The 16,877-nt window shown below is 68.8% G+C and carries 19 protein-coding genes and 1 tRNA gene; 16 read left to right on the top strand and 4 right to left on the bottom strand.

Annotated elements, in window-relative coordinates; all coding sequences use genetic code 11:
* Positions 1-2 precede the first annotated feature (2 nt).
* The 5 genes from mreC to OK349_RS03655 all read left to right on the top strand — a co-directional run bounded on the left by mreC (position 3) and on the right by OK349_RS03655 (position 4,731).
* Positions 3-884 (top strand): rod shape-determining protein MreC, encoded by an 882-nt coding sequence (mreC, locus tag OK349_RS03635; protein WP_265116459.1) that lies wholly within the window; start codon positions 3-5, stop codon positions 882-884.
* A complete protein-coding gene (gene mreD, locus OK349_RS03640; RefSeq protein WP_265116460.1) occupies positions 881-1,393 on the top strand; it encodes a rod shape-determining protein MreD in 513 nt (170 codons plus the stop codon). The genes mreC and mreD overlap by 4 nt, the downstream gene beginning before the upstream one ends.
* A complete protein-coding gene (mrdA, locus tag OK349_RS03645) occupies positions 1,390-3,423 on the top strand; it encodes a penicillin-binding protein 2 (RefSeq protein WP_265116461.1) in 2,034 nt (677 codons plus the stop codon). The genes mreD and mrdA overlap by 4 nt, the downstream gene beginning before the upstream one ends.
* The gene (gene rodA, locus OK349_RS03650; protein WP_265116462.1) at positions 3,420-4,553 is read left to right on the top strand and encodes a rod shape-determining protein RodA; all 1,134 of its coding nucleotides are present in this window, start codon (positions 3,420-3,422) and stop codon (positions 4,551-4,553) included. The genes mrdA and rodA overlap by 4 nt, the downstream gene beginning before the upstream one ends.
* 102 nt (positions 4,554-4,655) lie before the next feature.
* Positions 4,656-4,731, top strand: a tRNA-Lys gene (locus tag OK349_RS03655).
* 144 nt (positions 4,732-4,875) lie between these two features.
* Here the strand turns inward: OK349_RS03655 and OK349_RS03660 are convergent.
* The 3 genes from OK349_RS03660 to OK349_RS03670 form a co-directional block, all read right to left on the bottom strand.
* Positions 4,876-5,325 carry a hypothetical protein gene (locus OK349_RS03660; RefSeq protein WP_265116463.1) on the bottom strand — a complete coding sequence of 150 codons (450 nt, stop codon included), beginning with the start codon at positions 5,323-5,325 and terminating at the stop codon, positions 4,876-4,878.
* A 115-nt stretch (positions 5,326-5,440) separates the two neighbouring features.
* Positions 5,441-6,295 (bottom strand): hypothetical protein, encoded by an 855-nt coding sequence (locus OK349_RS03665; protein ID WP_265116464.1) that lies wholly within the window; start codon positions 6,293-6,295, stop codon positions 5,441-5,443.
* Between the two features lie 89 nt (positions 6,296-6,384).
* Positions 6,385-7,254: a glycosyltransferase family 61 protein gene (locus OK349_RS03670; protein WP_265116465.1), complete on the bottom strand. Its 870-nt coding sequence runs from the start codon at positions 7,252-7,254 to the stop codon at positions 6,385-6,387.
* A gap of 562 nt (positions 7,255-7,816) precedes the next feature.
* On the opposite strand from OK349_RS03670, the gene OK349_RS03675 reads away from it, so the two are divergent.
* On the top strand, positions 7,817-9,826 hold the full coding sequence (locus OK349_RS03675; RefSeq protein WP_265116466.1) for a ParB/RepB/Spo0J family partition protein: 2,010 nt from the start codon (positions 7,817-7,819) through the stop codon (positions 9,824-9,826).
* A gap of 40 nt (positions 9,827-9,866) precedes the next feature.
* Here the strand turns inward: OK349_RS03675 and OK349_RS03680 are convergent, their stop codons facing one another.
* Complete coding sequence (locus tag OK349_RS03680) at positions 9,867-11,045, bottom strand: PLP-dependent cysteine synthase family protein (protein WP_265116467.1); 1,179 nt, start codon at positions 11,043-11,045, stop codon at positions 9,867-9,869.
* 381 nt (positions 11,046-11,426) lie between these two features.
* On the opposite strand from OK349_RS03680, the gene OK349_RS03685 reads away from it, so the two are divergent.
* The 10 genes from OK349_RS03685 (at position 11,427) to OK349_RS03730 (ending at position 16,865) form a co-directional block, all read left to right on the top strand.
* Positions 11,427-11,723: a DUF736 domain-containing protein gene (locus OK349_RS03685; protein WP_265116468.1), complete on the top strand. Its 297-nt coding sequence runs from the start codon at positions 11,427-11,429 to the stop codon at positions 11,721-11,723.
* A gap of 51 nt (positions 11,724-11,774) precedes the next feature.
* Entirely contained in the window at positions 11,775-12,119 is a 345-nt protein-coding gene (locus tag OK349_RS03690) for a DUF2958 domain-containing protein (protein ID WP_265116469.1), read from the top strand.
* Between the two features lie 192 nt (positions 12,120-12,311).
* On the top strand, positions 12,312-13,046 hold the full coding sequence (locus OK349_RS03695) for a DUF2285 domain-containing protein (RefSeq protein ID WP_265116470.1): 735 nt from the start codon (positions 12,312-12,314) through the stop codon (positions 13,044-13,046).
* Between the two features lie 84 nt (positions 13,047-13,130).
* Entirely contained in the window at positions 13,131-13,352 is a 222-nt protein-coding gene (locus OK349_RS03700) for a helix-turn-helix transcriptional regulator (protein WP_265116471.1), read from the top strand.
* Between the two features lie 6 nt (positions 13,353-13,358).
* The gene (locus OK349_RS03705) at positions 13,359-14,231 is read left to right on the top strand and encodes a replication initiator protein A (RefSeq protein ID WP_265116472.1); all 873 of its coding nucleotides are present in this window, start codon (positions 13,359-13,361) and stop codon (positions 14,229-14,231) included.
* Positions 14,232-14,418: 187 nt separating this feature from the next.
* A complete protein-coding gene (gene parA / locus OK349_RS03710; RefSeq protein ID WP_265116473.1) occupies positions 14,419-15,057 on the top strand; it encodes a ParA family partition ATPase in 639 nt (212 codons plus the stop codon).
* Positions 15,054-15,296: a ribbon-helix-helix protein gene (locus OK349_RS03715; protein WP_265116474.1), complete on the top strand. Its 243-nt coding sequence runs from the start codon at positions 15,054-15,056 to the stop codon at positions 15,294-15,296. Before parA ends, OK349_RS03715 begins: the two co-directional genes overlap by 4 nt.
* Positions 15,293-15,757: a DUF2840 domain-containing protein gene (locus OK349_RS03720; RefSeq protein WP_265116475.1), complete on the top strand. Its 465-nt coding sequence runs from the start codon at positions 15,293-15,295 to the stop codon at positions 15,755-15,757. The genes OK349_RS03715 and OK349_RS03720 overlap by 4 nt, the downstream gene beginning before the upstream one ends.
* Complete coding sequence (locus OK349_RS03725) at positions 15,754-16,254, top strand: S26 family signal peptidase (RefSeq protein WP_265116476.1); 501 nt, start codon at positions 15,754-15,756, stop codon at positions 16,252-16,254. Before OK349_RS03720 ends, OK349_RS03725 begins: the two co-directional genes overlap by 4 nt.
* Positions 16,248-16,865, top strand: a complete 618-nt coding sequence (locus OK349_RS03730) for a lytic transglycosylase domain-containing protein (RefSeq protein WP_372340533.1) — start codon at positions 16,248-16,250, stop codon at positions 16,863-16,865. The genes OK349_RS03725 and OK349_RS03730 overlap by 7 nt, the downstream gene beginning before the upstream one ends.
* The last annotated feature ends 12 nt before the right edge of the window (positions 16,866-16,877 follow it).

Below are 16,877 nucleotides of genomic sequence, written 5' to 3' on the forward strand. Positions count from 1 at the left end.
AAATGGCGCCGCCACGTAACCGGCGCCCCGGATTTTCACGGCGGGCGCAATACGGCCTCTTCATCAGCTATGTCCTCGCGGCTGGCGGCGCGCTGGTCGGCGTGGTGTTGCTGGTGCTCTCCTTCCTCCACCCGCCGGCCTATGCGGTGGCGCGCGGCACGCTGGCCGAGCTCGTGACGCCGATCGCCTCGGGGCTCGACTGGACGCGGCGCGGCATCTCCGGCATCCCTGAGGGCATCGGCAGCTATTTCGGCGTGCGCGGCGAGAATGCGCGGCTGCGCGCCGAGGCCGAAGCCAACCGCAAGCTGGTCGACGAAGCGCGCACCATCGCCTATGACAACAAGCGTCTGCGGGCCGTGCTCAAGCTGCGCGACCGCGTCGCCCAGCCCGTGGCGACCGCGCGCCTCGTCTATTCGACTGGATCGAGCACCCGGCGCTTCGCGACGCTCAACGCCGGATCGTGGCAGGGCGTGCGCGCTGGCCAGCCCGTGCGCGGGCCCGACGGGCTGATCGGCCGGGTGATCGAGGTCAGCCCCAACACCGCACGCATCCTGCTGATCCTCGATCCCGAGAGCATCGTCCCGGTGCGCCGCGTCCGCGACGGCCTGCCGGCGATCGCCGCGGGCCGCGGCGACGGGCTGATCGAGATCCGCTCGGCCGGCGCGGCGCAGGTACTGTTCGAGCCGGGCGACGCCTTCGTCACCTCCGGCACCGGCGGCATCTTCCCGCCCAACATCGCAGTGGCGCAGGTGCGCCGCCGCTCGCGCGACACCGCGGAAGCGGCGACCTTCGCCAGCCCGGATTCGCTCGACTATGCGATCGTGCAGCAAGCCTATTTCCCGGAGGCGGGCGACATCCGTGTCCGCGAGGCTGCACCACAGTGAGCGGATCGCCCTATGCCGGCCTCGGCAAGGCCGACACCTCGACTCGCGCCCGCTGGCTCGCTCCCCTGACGATCGTCATCGGCTCGCTGATGACGATCGTGCCGTTCAAGGCCTCCTTCCCGATCCTCCCGCCCTTCGGGCTGATGATGCTGCTCGCCTGGCGGCTTCATCGCCCTGACCTGCTCAAGCCGTGGGCGCCGGTGCTGCTCGGCTTCGTCGATGATTTGATCAGCGGCCAGCCGCTCGGCAATTCGATGCTGTTCTGGACGGTGTCGTTCATCGCCATCGATGTGCTAGATACCCGGATCGTGTGGCGGGATTTCCTGCAGGATTGGCTTCTGGCCGCGGGTGCGATCGGCTTCTGCCTGATCGGCGGCCGCCTCGTCGCGTCGCCGCTCGGCGCGCATGTCGATACCGTACTGCTGATCCAGATCGTCATCGCGGTTGCGCTGTTCCCGGTGTTCTCGCGCCTCGTCGCCCGCCTTGACGGCAAGCGGAGAGGGCGATGAACGGCCCGGTCCGCATGATTACCGAGGCGCAGCAGGGCTACAGCTTCTCGCGCCGCGCGCTGTTCCTCGGCGGTGCGCAGGTGGTCGGCGGCCTGATCCTCGCCGCACGCATGACCTGGCTCTCGGTCTATGAGAACGACAAGTACAAGCTGCTGGCCGAGAGCAACCGCGTCAATCTGACGCTGATTCCACCGCGCCGCGGCTGGATCGTCGACCGGGCCGGCGTGCCGATCGCCAACAACCGCACCGATTTCCGCGTCGACATCATCCCCGACCGGATGGAGAAGGAAAGCCGCGACCGCGTGCTTGGCCAGCTGCGCGACCTGCTGGCGCTGACCGCCGAGGATGTCGCGCGGATCCAGGAGGACCTCAAGGGCGCTGCCGGCTTCCAGCCGGTGCAGGTCGCCGAGAATCTCGACTGGGAGCGGTTCGCCGCGGTCAGCGTGCGCCTGCCCGAACTGCCCGGCGTCGCGCCGACGCGCGGGTTCGCGCGTAACTATCCCGCGGGCGCCGCGGTCGCCCATCTCATCGGCTATGTCGGCGCGGCGACCGCCGAGCAGTTCAAGGAGACCAAGGACCCGCTGCTCGTCACCCCGGGGTTCAAGCTCGGCAAGGACGGGCTCGAGAAGGTCCTGGAGAGCCCGCTGCGCGGCAAAGCCGGCGCCAAGCGGGTCGAGGTCACCGCGCGGGGCAAGCTGGTGCGCGAGCTCGCCACGCGCCCGGATGACCCGGGCAGCACGGTGCGCCTCACCATCGATGCCGGGCTCCAGGAATATACCGCGCGGCGCCTCGGCAACGAATCCGGCTCGGTCACCGTGTTCGACGTCACCAATGGCGACATCCTCGCGATGGTGTCGATGCCGGCTTACGACCCCAACGCCTTTTCCGACGGGATCAGCCGCACCGAGTGGAAGATGCTGTCGGAGGACGACCATCTTCCACTGACCAACAAGACGCTCCAGGGCCTCTACCCGCCCGGATCGACCTTCAAGCCCGCGACCGCGCTCGCCATCCTCGGCGCTGGGGTCGATCCCAAGCGCGTGGTCTATTGCAATGGCGGCTATCAGCTCGGCAATCGCCGCTTCGGCTGCCTCGGCCGCCACGGGCCGATGACGATGCACACGGCGATTGCGCGCAGCTGCAACACCTATTTCTACACGATGGGACGCGAGATCGGGATCGAGGCGATCGCCGCAGCCGCGCGCAAGCTCGGCTTCGGCGCCGAGTTCGATCTTCCCCTGCCCTCGCAGCGCTACGGCACGGTGCCCGACAGCGCGTGGAAGCTGCGCCGCTACAAGCAGGAATGGACTCAGGCGGACACGCTCAATGCCGCGATCGGCCAGGGCTATGTGCTCGTCAGCCCCTTCCAGCTGGCGCTCTCGGCTGCGCGCGTCGCTTCGGGCCGCGCGCTGATCCCGGCGCTGCTCACCAGCCGGCGGCAGACCGCGCAGCATCTCGATTTCCCCGAGGAGCATCTCGCGATCGTCCGCGCCGGGATGGACGAGGTGGTCAACGGCCACGGCACCGCCGGCGCCTCGCGCCTCCGGCTCGACGGGATCCGCATGGGCGGCAAGACCGGCACGGCGCAGGTCCGCCGCATCATGGACCGCAATCGCGGCCAGGGCGGCGAGTGGAAATATCGCGACCATGGTCTGTTCGTCTGCTTCGCGCCGGTCGACAATCCGCGCTACGCCGCCTCGGTGGTGATCGAGCACGGCATGGGCGGCGCCCGCGCCGCCGCGCCGGTGGCGAAGGACGTGCTCACCTGGCTGTTCGACCGGCAGCAGGCGATGGACACGCTGGCGCGCTTCGAGACCGAATGGGGCGGCGATATCCGCGCGCGCATGGCGGCGAAGGAGCTTGCCTATCGCGCGGCGCAGGGCCTGCCCGCCGCGGCGCCGACGCCGGGGGCCTCTCCCCTGCCCGCGCCGACCGCGACGCCCTCGCCTGGCGCGACGCCTGTGCCAGGCCCCTCACCCTCCGCGACGCCGCCTGCGGCTGCCGCGACGCCAGGGATCATTGCCGAATGACCCGCTCCGGTTCCAGCTCCGGTTTCGTCCCTGCGCCGCTCGCGCAATTGCCATGGCTGGTGATTCTGCTGATCTGTGCGATCGGTGGGTTCGGGGTGCTCGTGCTGTTCTCGGCAGCGGGCGGCGACCCCAAATGGGCGATGCCTCAGGGGATCCGCTTCGCCGGCTTCCTCGTCATGGCGCTGGCGATCTCCTATGTGCCGATGCGCTGGTGGTCGTCCGCAGCCTTTCCGCTCTATGGCCTGTTCCTCGTCATGCTGATCGGCGTCGAGCTGCTCGGCGCGGTCGCCGGTGGCAGCCAGCGCTGGCTCGACCTCGGCATCATCCGCATCCAGCCGTCGGAGATGATGAAGGTCGCCATCGTCCTTGCCTGCGCCAAATTCTACGAGATGCTGCCCGCAAGCGAGATCCGCAAGTTCGGCGCGATCTGGCCGGCCGCGGTGATGATCGGCCTGCCCGCGGCGCTGGTGATGCTGCAGCCCGATCTCGGCACCGCGCTGATGATCACTGCGGGCGGGCTTGCCGTCATGTTTCTCGCCGGGGTACCGCTGCGCCTGTTCATCGGCGGCACGCTCGCGCTCGCGGTGTCGGTGCCGATCATCGTCAACTATGTGCTGCACGACTATCAGCGCAACCGCGTGCTCACCTTCCTCAACCCCGAGAACGACCCGCTCGGCACCGGCTATCACATCAGCCAGTCCAAGATCGCGATCGGCTCCGGCGGGTGGTTCGGCAAGGGGTTCCTCAACGGTACGCAGAGCCATCTCGATTATCTGCCCGAGGGCCACACCGATTTCGCGCTGGCGACGATGATGGAGGAATGGGGGCTGATGGGCGGCCTGTTCGTGATCATCGCCTATGGCCTGCTGATTCGCTGGGGGATCGCCGTCGGCGTGCGCAGCCAGACGCGCTTCGCCAAGCTGACCGCCGCAGGCATCTCGACCACCATTTTCTTCTACGTCTTCATCAACATGGCGATGGTGGTCGGCTTGGCGCCGGTCGTCGGCATCCCCTTGCCGCTGATCAGTTTCGGTGGATCGGCGCAGATGACGACGCTGATCTGCGTCGGGATCCTGATGTCGCTCGATCGCGAGAACCGGCTCAACCGGCGCACGTCGAGCTGGCAGTGAATTTTTGCGGCAAAGAGTGTTGCAATCGCAAAACCCCGATGCTAGGCGCGCCGCTCCCGACCGAGGCAGCGCTCTCCAACAGCGCTCCTGATCGCCCGGAATGGACGCATAGCTCAGTTGGTAGAGCAGCTGACTCTTAATCAGCGGGTCCTAGGTTCGAGCCCTAGTGCGTCCACCACCATTTTCAATGACTTAGCCGGAAAATTGACCTCTCTCAGAGGCTCTATTTTCGCCACGTAATCACCACGTAATCAAACACGCGCGATGGCTATTTGCGGGTGAATCGTTGCGCGATTGCGACTAATTGCGACCGAGGCGGCGCCTAAGCCGGATCGGTCGAGACGGCTCGCAACGCCTTCAACGCGTCGACAAATGGCTGGACGAGCTGCCGGACGGATTGCCGAATCCCGTCGATCAATGCGCGCATCGCATCCGTTTGCGCGTCCTCACCATGCACCATGATGAATTTGGAATAGGCCCTTGCCAGCATGAAGAAGCCGTCAAGGGGCGTGAGTTCACGTTCGTTGCCCGGAGCATCGTGCTTGAGCCAGTCGCGAACGTGATTCAGGTGCTGCGCGATGACCTGCTTTTCCGGGATTTGCAGCGCTTCGGCGCCAGCGACCTTGAGCCACCCGAACAATGTCCCGCCCTCGGGTTCCGGCAGCGAGCTCTCGGCCGCGCCGGCCAGGGTCACCGACGATGCGTAGAATCCCTCCTGCCAAAGCCTGATTGCCTGATCGATCTGCTCCGCGGCGGCTGCCTTCTTCGTCATTGGCATGGTGTAAACTTCCATGGAACGCGCTTGGATCGAACCGTGACGCAGGCAGGCAGTGCCCGCAACCGGACGAGCATGCGGCAATGTCTTTCGGTTCTCTCCAAGACGTTTTTCAAGGCACTCGCTGATCGAAGCGCCGAAGCAGCAGCCGGGCGGTCACCAGATTGATCTGGAGACGGAAGGTCGCATCCTCCTCCTCGGAGAGACCGGGATGTCCTCCATGGGGATGCATCCGGCTCATCAAGCCCTGAATATATTGCGGCTTCTGATTGTTGACGTTCCATTCGTTGTAGTCGGACAGCAAGAACGGCGGATTGAGCTGGCCGAGAAAATCGCGTTTCAACTTGCTGTCCTGTGGCCCGCTGTAGCCAAGCCTCTCCGCAATTTCGTTGAGGTAGGACTCATAGAAGTTCCGCAATGCGCCATTGGCGGACGCCCATTCTCCCCGGCCGAAGGCGGACAGGGCTTGCTTCAGATGCCCTTTGGTCACGGTCAGGCAGTACCGATCGATCAGCAGCATGACTTCGCTTTCCGCTTCCCGAAAATCGAGTTCGGGAATGTCCGCGGGCAACATGCGGACCAGGTTCAACGAGGTGCTGGTTCTCCCGCTCTGCCAGGAGAAATCGGACTCGCCATCGGTTTGGTCTTCGACCAGCTCAAATCCATCGAAGCGCAATCCGGCGACCAATCTGGTCCATTCGGGCTTGGCTTTCGTCTTGGGAGGCGCCTGGATGGCGGTCTCGATCAAGGCTCTCCCCAGCGGGACAGGCCCATGTTCTGTGAACGCCTCGATGTCTTCCTCGATGGCGATCTTCGCCAGGCTCGCCACGCGTCCAGCCTTACTCGAGGCGTCGCATCGCCCATCGATCCCCCATTGAACTTCAAGAACGTCCATGTCGCTGTGCGACTTGAAGTCGGCCACGACTTCGGCGGCCGCCACGAGGGTCAGGCGATTGAATTTGGTCATGACACCCGTCTGCCCGAACGGGACGCGGAGAGGGAGGAAAAATCCACGGGCCGATCGGCGGCGATCCGTCATGGGCTGACGTTGCCGTGCTAAGCCCGGTCGGTCTCCGGCGCCGGCGCCGCATTGTCATGGATGGCGACCGCGAGGCGCTGCAGGCTCGGCGAGCCGCCGAGCGCCTGGCCGATGGACAGCAACTCGAAATAGAGCCCTTCCGTCTTGTCGCAGGCGATCCGCTGCTCGAGCTCGGCCACCAGTTCGAACAGCGCGCGCTTCTCGGCATTGGCATTGCCCGCCGCGCGGTCGAGATGGACGCCGCCGGCATAGTTGGCGAAATAGTCTATGATCTGCTTGCGCGAGATCGTCTGGCCGCGCCGGACCGCCGCGGGCGTATCGAGATAGGCGCTCAAGCGCCATTCGCGTTCGACGAGGGGTTTGAGGGCATTGTCCTCGCTCTCGCCGCGCGTGTCGCGCAGGATCGCGCCGGTGCTCACGGCGAATCCTTCCTCGGCATCGGCCGGCACGCCGGTCTTGGGATGGTCCACGCGCCAGACGCCCACCATGCTCATCTGCGCATGATCGACCGTCGCGCCGCCCGCGACCAGCGAAGCCGCGTGCCGCAATTCCATATGCTCATGGGCAGCGATTGCGGCCAGGTCCGGTGCGACGACCGTAGGGACGCCCTCCAAGCCGTGATGGCGCCAGGCGCGCTGGATCATGTTCTCGTTCAGCAACCGCCGCAGGGTCGCGCTGCCTCGGCGAAGCTCGCCGTCCGATGGCGGCTTGGGTGCGTGCAGCCAAGTGTCGCGGAGCCAATCGAGATCCTCGGCGATAGGTAAATAGGGCGACGCGGGAACCCGCTCGGCGCCGGAGCGCAGGACGTTGCGGAAGCGCATGGGCTTGGGTTCCGGCGCAGCCGCTTCATGGGGCGGCGCAATGCCTGCGGCTTCTTCCTCATCCATATCGCTTCCTTCCGATCCCGGTTCGGCGGGTTTAGCTCAGAAGCATTGTGAAAGGACAATTTGGCGCTTCCCTTCGGGACCGACGCTCTATCTCCGCTCCGCTCCGACCGAACCCCTGGCGGGTTTCGGCCTGCCGGTGACGATCACCGTAGCGCGGCGGCGATGGTCTCGCCGCTGAATGCACGCGGGGTCCAGAGGAGCGCACACTGACGGCCTTCTTGCGAAGGCCGCAGGGGTCGCGCGTTTTCGTGGCCGCGTGGCACTCTTGCTCTGGCCGGAGGGCGCGGCGGCGGCTGGCCCCCAGGTCCGCGCGCACGCCGCCGCGCCGGCCGTCCGCCGCAAGGGTGCATCTGTTTGCGGGCGCCGCCAGGGCGGCGCGGTGCTTGGGGCTCCGCCCCCGGCGCACTTCGGAGCGTCTTCCGCCCAGCTTCCTCCGCGCGTGCCGCGCTCCGTGCAGCCGGTTCCCCGCGAAGCCGCCTCTCCGTTTGCACCCCCGGTCTCGCCGACGGGCAGGGTTTCAGCGCGGCGCTTCCCGCTGCGCGGAAACCCAAGGAGTAGGAAGATGACCAAGATTGTTCAGATCGAAACCACGGCTGCCGAGCCTGTGTCGGGCGTCGAAATTTTCGTGCCGCTCAACAAACTCAAGAAGTCGCCGAAGAACGCCCGCAAGGTGCCGCATGGCGAGGCCGCCATCGAGGCGCTGGCGGCGTCCATCCAGCACAAGGGGATGATCCAGAACCTTGTGGTGGAGCCGGAGACGAAGGACGGTGAGCCGACCGGCTGCTATTTCGTCACCGCTGGCGAAGGCCGCAGGCTCGCGCAATTGCTTCGCGCCAAGCGCAAGCAGATCAAGCGGACGCAGCCTATTCGCTGCTATCTCGACACCGAGAACGACGCGGCGGAGATCAGCCTTGACGAGAACGTCACCCGGACGCCGATGCACCCCGCCGACCAGTTCGAGCGGTTCCATGAACTGTCCCGCGACAAGGGATGGGGCGCGGAGGAAATCGGCGCGCGGTTCGGCGTCAGCCCCGAGATCGTCAAGCGGCGGCTGAGGCTTGGCGCGGTCAGCCCGAAGTTGATGGAGATTTACCGGCAGGACGGGTTGACCCTCGACCAGCTTGCCGCGTTCGCCATCACCGACGACCATGCCCGGCAGGAGCAGGTGTTCGAGAAGCTGTCCTACAACAAGGAGCCGTGGATCATCCGGCGCGACCTGACCGCCGACAAGGTTCCGGCCGACGACCGACGCGCGGTGTTCATCGGCGCGGATGCCTATATCGAGGCGGGCGGGTCCATCATCCGCGACCTGTTCACCGACGATGCGGGCGGCTTCTTCGAGGATGCCGCGTTGCTCGATACGCTCGTGATCGAGCGGTTGCGCGAGATCGCCGGCGACGTGCTGGCCGAGGGGTGGAAATGGGCCGATGCGTCCATCGACTTCCCGCACGACCATGGCTTGCGGCGCTACTATCCGCAGTCCGTTCCCCTGTCCGACGAGGACGAGGCGCGGCTTTCGGAAGCGGCGGCGGAGCATGACGCCCTGACCGAAGGCTATTCGTCCTATGACGAAATGCCGGAGGACGAGCGCGGGAAGGCGCAGGCGTTGCTGGCGGAGATCGAGGCGATCAGCGCCAAGCGGTCGGCCTTCGACCCCGAGGTGGTCGCGCGCGGCGGCGTTTTCGTCTCGCTCAATTCGCAAGGGCGGGTGCGTGTCGAGGCGGGTTTCGTGCGCGCCGAGGACGAGCCGCAACCCGAGCCGCAGCCGGAGGCCGAGAACGCCGAAGGCGTCGAGCCGGAGGACGACGGCGACGGGAACGGTCTTGAGCCGGAGGATGAGGACGAAGTTGCGGGCAAGCCGCTTCCCGACAGCCTCATTCGCGACCTGACCGCGCACCGGACGCTTGGCCTTCGCCTCGCGCTTGGCGAACAGCCGGAGGTGGCGATGGTGGCGCTGACCCATGCGATGGTGACGCAGGTGTTCTATCGCGGCTACGGTCGATCCTGTCTCGATATTGCGGCCAAGAGCGAAGCCTTGGGCGGACATGCCGAGGGCATCGCTGACACCAACGCGGCGGAGGCGCTGGCGGAGCGGCACGACCGTTTCGGCGCGCAGCTTCCGACCGAGGCGGCGGACCTGTTCGGCCATATCGCCGGGCTGGACGCCGACGAGCGGACGGCCTTGCTCGCGCATTGCGTGTCGCTGACCGTCAATGCGGTGAAGGTGCCGTGGGAGCGTTCGACCGCCAATGTCGCCGCGGGCGACGTGCTGGCCGGCGCGCTCGACCTCGACATGACGGCGCACTGGACGCCGACCGCCCGCAGCTATTTCGGGCGGATCACCAAGGCGCAGATCGCGGAGGCGGTGAGCGAGGCGGTATCCCCGGAGGCGGCGGAACGCATCCTGCCGATGAAGAAGCCGGACATGGCCGAGGCGGCGGAGCAGTTGGTCGCAGCCACCGGATGGCTGCCCGAGGCGCTGCGGACGGTGCCGCCCGTCGCAGCCGCGCCTGAACAGGCGCCCGAGACCGAGGAACGGGAAGCGCCCGAAATGGCGGTCGCTGCCGAATAACAATCTGTCGGGCCGCGCGCCGACCGGCGCGCGGCATTTTTTAGCCCGGCAAGGCCGGAAATGCGAACGCGGCGAGCTTCGCGGGCAGGTCCGCCCAGGGACGCAGGTCGAAGCGCCGCACCGCGCACCACTTGGCATCATAGATCGTCTCGGCGTACCGCGCGCCGGTGTCGCAGGCGAGCGTGACGACGCTCCCGGTCCGTCCCTGCCGCTGCATCGCCTGGCCGAGCAGCAGCGCCCCCACGACATTGGTGCCGGTCGACGGACCGAACGCCTCGCCAAGCCGATCGCGCAACCAATGCGCGCCCGCCACCGACGCCACGTCGGGCACCGCCAGCATCGCGTCGATCAGCTTGGGATTGAACCCCGGCTCCACGCAGGCGCGCCCGATTCCCTCGACCACCGGGCTGGTTCGGCCGATCGCCGCCCGATCTCCGGCGCTATAGGCGGCGAAGAACGCCGACCCCTCCGGATCGACCACGCACAGCCGGGCTCGCGCGAGCTCGGGACGCAGGCGGATATAGCGACCAATCGTCGCACTGGTGCCGCCGGTCCCGGCGCCGACCACGATCCACGCCGGAACGGGATGCTCTTCGCGCTGCATCTGCGCGAACAGACTCTGCGCGATATTGTTCGACCCGCGCCAGTCGGTCGCTTCGGCGGCGCGCGCGAACTGATTCATGAAATGCCCGCCGCGCTGGTCGGCGAGGTCGGCAGCGAACACGCAGAGATCGGTGCCGGGTGCGACGCACACCACCTCGCCGCCCGCCTCGCGGATAGCAATGATCTTCGCCGGCGCGGTGGCCGCCGGTATCACGGCGACGAACGGCAGTCCGAGCCGGTGCGCGAACCAGGCCTCCGAAATCGCGGTCGAACCCGACGACGCTTCGACAATCACCGTGCCGGGACCGATCTCGCCGCTGCAGATCGCATGCGCGAACAGCGCGTGGGCGAGCCGGTGCTTGAGGCTTCCCGAGGGGTGTGCGGTCTCGTCCTTCAAATAAAAGTCGACGCCCGCGATCTCGGGGACCGGCAACCGGATGAGCGGCGTGTCGGCGGCGCGCCGGCGCTCGTCGGCGAGGATCGCCATCGCCCGGGCGACCCAGCTACGATCGATCGGGCTGGATGCATTGTCGTTGAGTGCCGCGCCACTTGCTCGGATGTCGCACGTTCCTTTCTCCGCAGCGCCATCGACCTTGTCGCGATAACCTGAATTCACGCGCCTTTCCCCTGTTGTCCTATCGTCTCTTATGACGCGCGAGCCGAGGCCGGGGGCAGGCGACCGCCGAAATCCGTCCGTGGCGGCGATACGCCGAGGATCGTGACGAGTCCCAGTTCGACCATGCCCGCACCTACACGGCCTCTCTTGGATGGCGGATGGACGAAGCCGGCTGACGCCTCGCCCGGCTGAGCCGCAACGGCTGCATGACGGCCATTTTCCGCCGCGCGCCATGCGCGCTTTGCATCGCGAAGCAAAATGCCCGGCCCTCCGCCGTCCTCCGCTCGCGCTTCGGTCCTCCGGATGCGGCGCCGGCCGCTTCGTCCCTGTCACCGCCATCGAGGCCGCGATGGGCGCGGGCTCGATCGACAGGAGACTATCATGGCTACCATCGGCACCTTCACCAAGACTGCGGACGGCTTCACCGGCACGGTCAAGACCCTCACCCTCAACGTCAAGGCGACTTTCCGTCCGTCCGAGAAGGACAATGAGAAGGCCCCGGATTTCCGCATCTATGCCGGCACCGTCGAATTCGGCGCGGCCTGGAGCAAGACCTCGCGCGAGGGCCGGGACTATCACTCGTGCAAGCTCGACGATCCGAGCTTCCCCGCGCCGATCTACGCGTCGCTGGTCGCGGCCGAGGACGGCGAGACCTTCAACCTCATCTGGTCGCGCTGAGCGCGCCCGCCCCGGCCGTAAGGCCGGGGCGCCCTCTTTCGGAGACGGATCATGATCCTCCTCACATCTGAAATCCGCGCCGCGCTCCTCGCCAACGGCGAGAAGACCAAGACCGGCAACGACCACGATCCCCGACCGGTCGTGAAGCTGTTCACCCCGGACGCCGGCGCCACCTGGCTGCTGACCGAGCTCGATCCCGACGATCCCGACATCGCCTTCGGACTATGCGATTTGGGCCTGGGTTGTCCCGAGCTCGGCAGCGTCTCGATCGCCGAGATCGAGAGCGTCCGCGGCCGCTTCGGGCTGCCGGTCGAGCGCGACCTCTGGTTCGAGGCCGACAAGCCGCTCAGCGTCTATGCCGACAGCGCCCGCACCGCTGGCTACATCCAGACCTGAGCATCGCGCGCCCTGCCTGCGGCGGGGCGCGCTTCCCAATTTGCGGAAAAGCGCAAAACCGCAAATCTGCAGAAACGGATCATCGCAGAATCGCACCGGCTTACGGCGGGTCAGCTGGTCCAACGCTGTCCGATACTGAAGGCGCCGCGTCTGAGAGGTGGCGGGGGCTCTCCGGCAGCGAAGGGAGCCGACATGCACGGCTTCGCTGCCTGGCAGGCGATCGCCGCCTATCTCTACGTGCTCGGCCTCGACGATCCCGCGATGGCCTGGGAATATCTGCGCCGCAACGCCGACTATCGCGCCGCGTGGCGCCGCCGACGCGGGGTGCCCGACGATTGGGGCCTCACCGCCTGGGAAGACCCGCGCCGGGATGCCCGCGGCGCCGATCCGCTCTGGCGCCAGCTTGATCTGCCGATGCGCATCGTACCGGCAATGCCCCCGGCGGGGCCGTTCGGGTTCTGGCGGCTGCCGGGGATCAAGCGCATCCTCCACGACGGCGCGCGGCTGCGCGTCACCAGCTGGATCGCCGGCACGCCGCGGCGCTTCGCCATCTCGCCGCAGCTCGCCGAGGCGGCGCCGCACGCTTATCAGCTGGACGCCGGGTTCGAGGCCGAGCCCAGCCGCCGCGCCGCGCTCGCGACCATCGCCGCGCTCGAACGGCCGGCGCCGGCGCGCGCGCGGGCCGCGCGCCGCGACGCGATCGTGCGGATGCGCATACTCGCCGCGCTCGACGGCGAGGATGCCGGCGCCTCGCACCGCGAGATCGGCGCGGCATTGTTCGGCGAGGCGCGCGTCGCGTCGCGCTGGTCGGCCGACGGCGAGCTGCGCGCCCAGGTTCGCTATCTGCTCGCGCGCGGCCACGCCCTTGTCGCCGGCGATTATCGCGCACTGATCGCGCCGCCCGGAGGTTCGGGCGGAGCGTCCTAACCTCCCTGCCGAGCGCGCCCGGCTCTGCCCAACCTGCTTCCACGCCCCGGCACCGCGCCGGGCCTTGGCAGCACGAGGCGCAGTATGAGCGATATCCTGTCCGATTCCCGCCCCCGTTACCTCGACAATGACGAGGCGGCGGCGTTCCTGAAGCTGTCCCCGCGCACCCTCGAAAAGCAGCGCGTGCGCGGCGGCGGGCCGGTGTTCCGCAAGTTCGGACGGCGCGTGGTCTATGCGCTCGCCGATCTCGAGCGCTGGGCGGACGCCCGCGCCTATTCCTCGACCTCGCACGCCGACGCGCGCTGACCCGCGATGGCGCTGCACCGCGACCGCGGCCGCCCGGCCCAGCTCGACCTGTTCCGCGCGATCGGCGGCGACATCGCCGCGCGCGACGCGCAGGATCTCATGGCCTATCCCTTCTTCAGCCTCGCCAAGACCCCGCGCACTCGCCCGATCGACTATAGCCTGGGCGGCGTCACCGTCCGCGTCGAAGCCACCCACGAGCACGGCATGGCGACGATCTGGGACGCCGACGTGCTGATCTGGGCGGCGAGCCAGATCGTCGAGGCGCGCGACCGCGGTCTGACGCCGTCGCGGCTGATGGCGGCGACGCCCTACGAGATATTGACCTTCACCGGGCGCGGCACCTCGCTGCGCGCCTATCAGCGGCTCAAGGCCGCGCTCGACCGGCTCCAGTCGACCAGCATCGCCACTTCGATCCGCCAGCCGACGACGCGCCGGCTGCACCGGTTCAGCTGGATCAACGAATGGAAGGAGACCGCCGACCACAAGGGCCGGCCGCTCGGGCTTGAGCTGATCCTGCCCGACTGGTTCTTCGCCGGCGTCGTCGACGCCGCGCTCGTCCTCACCATCGACGAGGACTATTTCGAGCTGACCGGCGGGATCGAGCGCTGGCTCTACCGGCTGGTGCGCAAGCATGGCGGCCGCCAGCCCGCGGGGTGGAGCTTCGACTTCCGCCACCTCCATATGAAGTCGGGCAGCCTGGCGCGCTATTCCGACTTCGCGCTCGACCTGCGCGACATCGCCGCGCGCCAGGCGCTGCCCGGCTACGCGCTCGACGTCAGCCGGTCGGACGCGGCCGAGCTGCTGAGCTTCCAGCCCATTCCCGAACATCCCTTCGACCGGCACCTGCGCCGGCTCGCGCGGCGGGGGATAAGCGCGTGACGCTGTCGTGCTATCAGGCGCAGCGACTATCGTGCCATCAGGCGCACGCGCCTCGTGCTATCGGGCGCACGGAATCCCACGCGACTCGCGCAAAGCCGCGGAAAACCGCGCCCTCTAACCTTTCTAACAGATTCCTTCGGAATCCTTCTAACGCCGAGCGCGCCCGGCTTGCTGTGGACAAGTCCCGGTGATCGTCGCGCTGCTCAACCAGAAAGGCGGGGTCGGCAAGACCACGCTCGCGCTCCATCTCGCCGGAGCCTGGGCGGCCGAAGGGCGGCCCGTGCTGCTGGTCGACGCCGATCCGCAGGCGTCGGCGCTCGACTGGTCCGACGCCCGCGCCCGCGAGGGGCTCGACCGCCGGTTCGGCGTCGTCGGCCTGCCGCGTGAAACGCTCCACCGCGAATTGCCCGCGCTCGCCCGCGGCGCGGCGCATATCCTGATCGACGGTCCGCCGCGCGTCACCGGCGTCGCGCGCGCGGCGCTGCTCGCCGCCGATCTGGTGCTGGTCCCCGTCCAGCCCTCGCCGCTCGACGGCTGGGCGTCGGCCGAAATGCTCCGGCTGATCGAGGAGGCGCGGCTGTTCCGGCCCGAGCTGGCCGCGCGCTTCGCGCTCAACCGCTGCGCGCCCCGCACCCATCTGCTGCGCGACACTGCCGCCGCGCTGGCCGCGGCCGATCCGCCGCGGCTCGACAGCCGGATCGGACAGCGCGTCGCGTTCGCCGAGGCGATGCGGACCGGCCGGCTCGCCGACGAGCTCGACCCCGCCGGCCCGGCCGCGGCGGAGATCGCCGCGCTCGCCGCCGAAGTCGAGGCGCTGGCGCCATGACCGGCGCGCCCGCCGATCGCGGCTTCGCCGCGCGGCCGCGCGATTCCGACGCCTGGGTGCGCGCGCCGGAAGCGGCGCCGCGCACGCCGCGCGCCGACATCTACACCGCGCGGCTGACCCTGGATGTGACGCCGGCGCTGCGCGGGCGGATCAAGCTCGCCGCCTTCGCGCAGGGACAGACCGTCGCCGAAATGCTGCGCGCGTTGCTCGACCGCGAATTCCCGGAAGCCGCGCCATGACCCTGGCCCTGACCGCCGTGCATCTGCTTCATCGACGCGAGCGCGCCGACCGCTGGCTGCGCTTCGGCGCGCCGGTCGCCGAACGGCGACGCGGCCGGCATTCGCTCGCCCTGTTCGCGCCAGGCCAATGCTTCGGCCTGGTCGATTGGGAAGCGAACGAATTCGGCACGATCCGCTGGCGCTTCGCAGTGCTCCGCGCCGCCTCGCCGGGCGCGCTCGTCGTCACGCTGCGCGGCATCCAGCCCGGCGCCGAACTGCTGATCGACGCTGCCGGCAAAGGCCCGGCCAAACGCGCGCTGGCGTTCGTCGACGCGATCGAGGCGGCCGGCGGCGACCCCGCCGCGCTCGACCCCGACCACTGGCGCGCGGCCGGCACCCGGCTTGCGGTGCGCGACGATCCGCGGCCGTTCGATCGGCTGGCGCAGGGCGCGGCCGCGGCGCGGCGGAGCCTCGCGCCATGACTCGCCGGAGCACTTTGGCGCTCGCTGCCGGCGGCCTCGCCCTGCTCGCCGCGGCGGCTGCGGGGAGCTTCCCGATCCGGCTCACCTACAATCCTTCCGCCAGCGCGCCGCGCGGCTGGTACGCGGCCGCGCCCGCAGATCGGCTGCGCGTCGGCGACCAGGTGCTCGCCTGGCCGCCGCCCGCGGCGGCGGCGCTGGCCGACCGCCGCGGGTATGTTCCCAGGACCGTCCCGCTGCTGAAGCGCGTCGCGGCGACCGCGGGCGCGCGCGTCTGCCGCGCCGGCATGTGGCTGAGCATCGACGGCCACACGGTCGCGCTGGCGCGTCCGCGCGACCGCGCCGGCCGGCCGCTGCCGCGCTGGTCGGGATGCCGCCGGCTCGCCGCCGACGAGCTGCTGCTCCTCGCCGCTGCGACGGACTCGTTCGACGGGCGCTATTTCGGCCCGGTCCGGCGGTCGCAGATCATTGCACGCGTCCGGCCGCTCTGGACATGGTGAAGGCCGCGCTTCTGGCGCTGCTCCTTGCGGCGAGCGCGGCGCGGGCGCAGGCCCCTGCGGCCCCGGCCGGCGATCCCTGGGCCGCCTATGTCGCCGAGGCGTCGCAGCGCTTCGATATGCCCGAAGCGTGGATCCGCGAGGTGATGCGCGCCGAGAGCGGCGGGCGCACGCACCGCAATGGGCTGCCGATCGTCAGCCGCGCCGGCGCGATGGGGCTGATGCAGGTGATGCCCGCGACCTATGCGGAGATGGCGCGTCGGCACGGGCTCGGCCCCGATCCGTTCGCGCCGCGCGACAACATCCTCGCCGGCGCCGCCTATCTTCGGCTGATGTTCGACCGGTTCGGCAGTCCCGGCTTCCTCGCCGCCTACAACGCCGGGCCCGGCCGCTACGCCGACTATCTCGCCGGGCGCCGCAGGCTGCCGCTCGAAACGCGAACCTATCTCGCCACGGTATCGGCGCGGCTGGCGATCGGCGCATCGGCCGCCGCTGCGCCGCCAGCCGCGCCCGCGCCCCAGACGCTGTTCGCGACCGCGCGGGCGCCCGACGATCGCCTGTTCTTTCCGTTGCGCGCGCAGCGGCGGGATCGGGGCCAGGACGTGCAGCAATGAAGGTTGCGGAGC

Source organism: Sphingomonas sp. BT-65 (assembly GCF_026107375.2).
GTDB lineage: Bacteria > Pseudomonadota > Alphaproteobacteria > Sphingomonadales > Sphingomonadaceae > Sphingomonas.